The organism is Actinomyces polynesiensis (genome assembly GCF_000820725.1).
Classification (GTDB): Bacteria; Actinomycetota; Actinomycetes; order Actinomycetales; family Actinomycetaceae; genus Pauljensenia; species Pauljensenia polynesiensis.
Genome location: NZ_CCXH01000149.1, coordinates 1 through 4,499, shown reverse-complemented (window position 1 = coordinate 4,499; position 4,499 = coordinate 1). Strand labels below are relative to the sequence as shown.

Genomic DNA, 4,499 nt, shown 5'->3' with positions numbered 1-4,499 from the left:
GGCGCGGGGGGCCGGCTCGGGTGCCCGCGGAGCGGGAGCGGGCTCGGGGGCCGGCTCGGACTCGGGTGCCGGGGTCTCCTGGGCGGCGGGCTGTTCGGGGGCCGAGGAGGGGGCGGGGGTCGCGTCGGCGTCGCCGACGCGCGCCAGCACGGTGCCGACCTCGACGGTCTCGTCCTCGTCGACGAGGATCTCCAGGACGGTCCCGGCCACGGGGGAGGGGACCTCGGAGTCGACCTTGTCGGTGGAGACCTCGAGCAGTGGCTCATCTGCCTCGACGGTGTCACCGACCTTCTTAAGCCAGGTGGTGACGGTTCCCTCCGTGACCGACTCGCCCAGTGCCGGCATCTTCACCTCGGTGGCGGAGGCGTCGGAGGCGGGGGCCCCGGTGGGCTCGGGAGCGGGGGAGCTCGTGGGCTCGGTGGGCTCGTCGGGGGTCGCCTCGGCGACAGGTCCGGGCTCGGGCGCCGAGTCGGAGTCACCGGAGGAGTCCCCTCCGGTGGCCTCCGAGGGATCGCCGATGCGGGCGATCTCGGTGCCGACCTCGACGGTCTCGTCCTCGTCGACGAGGATCTCCAGGATGGTCCCGGCCACGGGGGAGGGGACCTCGGAGTCGACCTTGTCGGTGGAGACCTCGACGATGGGCTCGTCGGCCTCGACGGTGTCGCCGACCTTCTTCAGCCAGGTGGTGACGGTTCCCTCCGTGACCGACTCGCCCAGGGCGGGCATCTTCACTGCAGTTGCCATGGTTGTTCTCCTTGTCGGTACGGGTCAGTTGTGGGCGTGCAGGGGCTTGCCGGCCAGTGCCATCGCGGCCTCGCCGACTGCCTCGTTCTGGGTGGGGTGGGCGTGGATCAGCGCGGCCACGTCCTCGGGGTAGGCCTCCCAGTTGACCATGAGCTCACCCTCGCCGACCTGCTCGCCGATGCGGGCGCCGATGCCGTGGAACCCGACGATCGGACCGTCCTCCACCGAGATCAGCTTGATGAAGCCCGAGGTGTTGAGGATGTTGGACTTGCCGTTGCCCGCGAGGTTGTACTCCACCGTGCGCACGGCGTCGCCGTACTTCTCGCGCGCCTGCTTCTCGGTGAGGCCGACGGAGGCGATCTCGGGGTCCGTGAAGGTCACACGCGGGATGCCCGACTCGACGATCGGGGCGGGGGAGAGACCCGCGATCTCCTCGGCCACGAAGATGCCCTGGAGGAACCCGCGGTGGGCCAGCTGCAGGCCCGGGACGATGTCGCCGACGGCGTGGATGTTGGCGACCCCGGTGTGGAGGCGCTCGTCGGTGAGGACGAAGCCCCGCTCCATGCGGATCCCCACCTGCTCGTAGCCGAGGTCGGCGGTGACCGGTCCGCGGCCGACGGCGACGAGGAGGATGTCCGCGTCGTAGGACTTGCCGTCCTCCGTGGAGACGTGCACCCCGCCCTCGTCCTGGGTCGCGCCCGCGAAGCGGGTGTTGGTGTGGAAGGCGATGCCACGCTTGCGGAAGGCGCGCTCGAGCTGCTTGGAGACGGCCTCGTCCTCGTTGGCGGCCAGGTGGGGCAGTGCCTCGATGATCGTGACCTCGGCCCCGAAGGACTTCCACACGGAGGCGAACTCCAGGCCGATGACCCCGCCGCCCAGCACGACCACCCGGTTGGGGATCCACTCCATCTGGAGGGCCTGCTCGGAGGTGATCACCCGACCCTCGATGGGGAGGTTGGGCAGGGAGCGGGAGTAGGAGCCGGTCGCCAGGACGATGTGGCGGCCCGTGATGCGTCGACCGTCAACCTCGACCGTGTCCTCGGAGACCAGTCGGCCCCAGCCCTGGATGACGTCGACCTTGCGGGAGGAGAGCAGCCCCTGGAGGCCCTTGTAGAGCTTGGCGACGACCGAGTCACGGTAGGCGCTCACCCGCGGCATGTCGATGCCCTGGAAGGTGGACTGCACCCCGAAGTGCTCGGAGTCGCGCACCGCATCGGCGGTCTCCGCGGCGTGCAGGTAGGCCTTGGTGGGGATGCACCCCCGGTGCAGGCAGGTCCCGCCGACCTTGTCCCCCTCGATGAGGGCTACCTTCAGGTCCAGCTGGGCTGCGCGGAGCGCGGCGGCGTAACCACCGGACCCCGCTCCCAGGATGACGACGTCGTATCCGGGCTCGCTCACGTTCTCCACTCCTCGTGTCGGGTGTTCGGACCGTCACGGTCCGGCTGGGCCCATTGTCCCACCCGGGGTACCTTTTTTCGCGTCTGCCGGGATCCTGGGACGGGTGGCACCGCCCACACCGGCGTGTCGAGGGGGCCCGTCGCAGCCGGGGCGCGTGGCCGACGCCGTCGCACGGGGGTCGAACACCTAGGATGTGGCCACACCCATGAAGGAGGTCGGTGCATGACCATGCACGTCGGCGGCGGTGCATCCCCGCAGGAGGAGGACCAGGTCGTCGACACGCGCGGCCCGTCACTCGGCCTGGGGCGCCTGGTGATGGCCGCCTTCTGGATCTTCGGGGCCTGGGTGACGACGAACGCCGTCGTCGACATCGTCCACCTGGACTCCTCCGGGCCCATCGGTCCGGCCCTCGTCGCCCTGTTCGCGGGTCTGCTCTACCTGCTCGCGGCGCTCGCACTGACGCACAACGGGCGCAGGATGCGGATGATCGGGTGGGCCTGCGTGTGCGTCGAGGCCATCGGTCCGGTGCTCGTCGGCGTCCTCGGGGTGGGACTGCCCCAGCTCAGTGATCCGCGGTCCCCGTGGGGCGCCTTCGGGGCGGACTACTGGTACATCCCCCTGGTGCTCCCCGTGGTGGGGCTGGTGTGGCTGTGGTGGTCGAACCCCCGTCGCATCGTGGAACTCGCCGAGCAGGTGGACAAGCCGCGCCGTCGGCACAGGGAGGTCTGAGGACCGATCCGTGCCGGGTCCCCTCCGGAGCCGTTGCCCGCGCGCCCGGCGGGAGGGGTCAGACCCCCGCGGGGAACCCGAGCTGGCGCCAGGCCTCGTACAGGGCGATGGAGGCGGAGTTGGCGAGGTTGAGGGAGCGCACCCCGGGGAGCATGTGGATGCGCACCCGTGAGGCGATCCTGGGATCCGACATGACCTCCTCGGGCAGCCCCGTCGGTTCGGGGCCGAAGAGGAGTCCGTCCCCGTCGGCGTAGGACACGTCGGTGTAGAGGGTGTCGGTGTGCCCGGTGAACGCCCACACGTGTCCGGGGACGTCGGCCAGCGCGCTGTCCAGGTCCGGGTGGACGTGGACGTGGGCCAGGTCGTGGTAGTCGAGCCCGGCGCGGCGCAGCTTGGCGTCCTCCATGTCGAAGGCCAGTGGCTCGACCAGGTGCAGCATCGACCCGGTGCAGGCGGACAGTCGGATGGCCGCGCCGGTGTTGCCCGGGATGCGGGGTTCGAAGAAGATCACGTGGAGCACGGCGCCCATCCTCCCACCGCGTGGGCGGCACACCGGTCCGCGGTGGGGACGGTGTGAGGCACCTGTCAGGGAAGCGGTTCCCCGCCGGGACGGGACCGGAGGAACCTCTGGCAGGCGTACATGGTGAGACCGACCACGGGCACCAGCGCGGCGACGCAGCCCACTGCGCCCAGGACGAAGCCGTACCCCCGGGCCGGGACGTCCAGGAAGGGGTAGGGGTACCAGTCCACGAGCGCCCCGCGCACCAGGGTGAGGCCGCAGTAGGCCACCGGCACCAGGGAGGCCAGGGCGAGACCCCGGAGCGTCACCGTGGCGGGACCGGCGAGCAGCCACGCCGCCCAGGCGAGGAGGGGGGTGACCACGTGCTCGAGCACGGTGGACACGATGACCACGGCCGGGAAGCTCCCCCCGATGTTCGGGCCCGCCAGGACCCCGACGTAGACGATGCACGTGATCGAGATGCACAGGAGGGCGACCAGCTGGAGGAAGGGCAGGAAGCGACCACGCGGCCGGGGACGCACGACGAGGAGGAGGCTCGAGGCCGCCACGAGCAGGTTCGACTGGGCGGTGAAGTAGGAGAGCCGGTTGAGGGACCCGCCCCACCCCGGGCCGAAGGAGGTCGAGTAGCCCGCGCCCGCAGGGATCCAGGAGCGCACGTGGTGGCCGGTCCACATGTCCATCCCCGTGCCCACCAGTGCCGAGAGGACGGTGAGGAGCAGGATCGCGGTGGACACCGTCATGGTGGGGCGCTGCTGGGAGGGGGTCTCCTCCACCCGGGGAGCGGGCAGTGCCGGCGCGGGTGCTGCGGGCACTGCGGGCGCGGTGGGCGTGGGGCCCAGCGGGGTCCTGGCGGGGGCGGGGGAGAGCAGGGCCACGGGGAGCGGCCGTGGGCCCGACGGTGCCGCCGCGTCGGTGGGGACGCCGGGGCCGGGTGCCGTGGAGCGTGCTGGTGCGGGGGTGTCGATGAGGGACATGCAGCCTCCCCAGGAAGGGGGCATCCGCACGGGCCGTGTGGGGTCCCGTCCGTCGCCCCCGCCGGGTCGAGGACCCGACGGGGGCGACGACGGTCGCACCGTGCGATCGGAGGCGGATGCCAATCCGAGATCTG

The 4,499-nt window shown here is 71.6% G+C and carries 5 protein-coding genes; 1 reads left to right on the top strand and 4 read right to left on the bottom strand.

What is annotated here, in order from left to right:
* Positions 1 to 744, bottom strand: a 744-nt coding sequence (locus TA90_RS06735; RefSeq protein WP_043535300.1) for a biotin/lipoyl-containing protein, incomplete at its 3' end; no start/stop codon positions are given.
* 24 nt (positions 745 to 768) lie between these two features.
* Positions 769 to 2,142 (bottom strand): dihydrolipoyl dehydrogenase, encoded by a 1,374-nt coding sequence (gene lpdA / locus TA90_RS06730; protein WP_043535299.1) that lies wholly within the window; start codon positions 2,140 to 2,142, stop codon positions 769 to 771.
* A gap of 222 nt (positions 2,143 to 2,364) precedes the next feature.
* On the opposite strand from lpdA, the gene TA90_RS06725 reads away from it, so the two are divergent.
* The gene (locus tag TA90_RS06725) at positions 2,365 to 2,871 is read left to right on the top strand and encodes a hypothetical protein (protein ID WP_231550688.1); all 507 of its coding nucleotides are present in this window, start codon (positions 2,365 to 2,367) and stop codon (positions 2,869 to 2,871) included.
* Between the two features lie 58 nt (positions 2,872 to 2,929).
* Here TA90_RS06725 and TA90_RS06720 read toward each other — a convergent pair whose 3' ends face one another.
* Positions 2,930 to 3,391: a tRNA (cytidine(34)-2'-O)-methyltransferase gene (locus TA90_RS06720; RefSeq protein ID WP_043535296.1), complete on the bottom strand. Its 462-nt coding sequence runs from the start codon at positions 3,389 to 3,391 to the stop codon at positions 2,930 to 2,932.
* Positions 3,392 to 3,456: 65 nt separating this feature from the next.
* Positions 3,457 to 4,365 (bottom strand): Pr6Pr family membrane protein, encoded by a 909-nt coding sequence (locus TA90_RS13185; protein ID WP_052450601.1) that lies wholly within the window; start codon positions 4,363 to 4,365, stop codon positions 3,457 to 3,459.
* Positions 4,366 to 4,499 lie beyond the last annotated feature (134 nt).

Bases quoted from the DNA above. Each gene is read 5' to 3' on its own strand.
- TA90_RS06725 (WP_231550688.1), top strand. From the start codon at position 2,365: ATGACCATGCACGTCGGCGGCGGTGCATCCCCGCAGGAGGAGGACCAG.
- TA90_RS13185 (WP_052450601.1), bottom strand. From the start codon at position 4,365: ATGTCCCTCATCGACACCCCCGCACCAGCACGCTCCACGGCACCCGGC.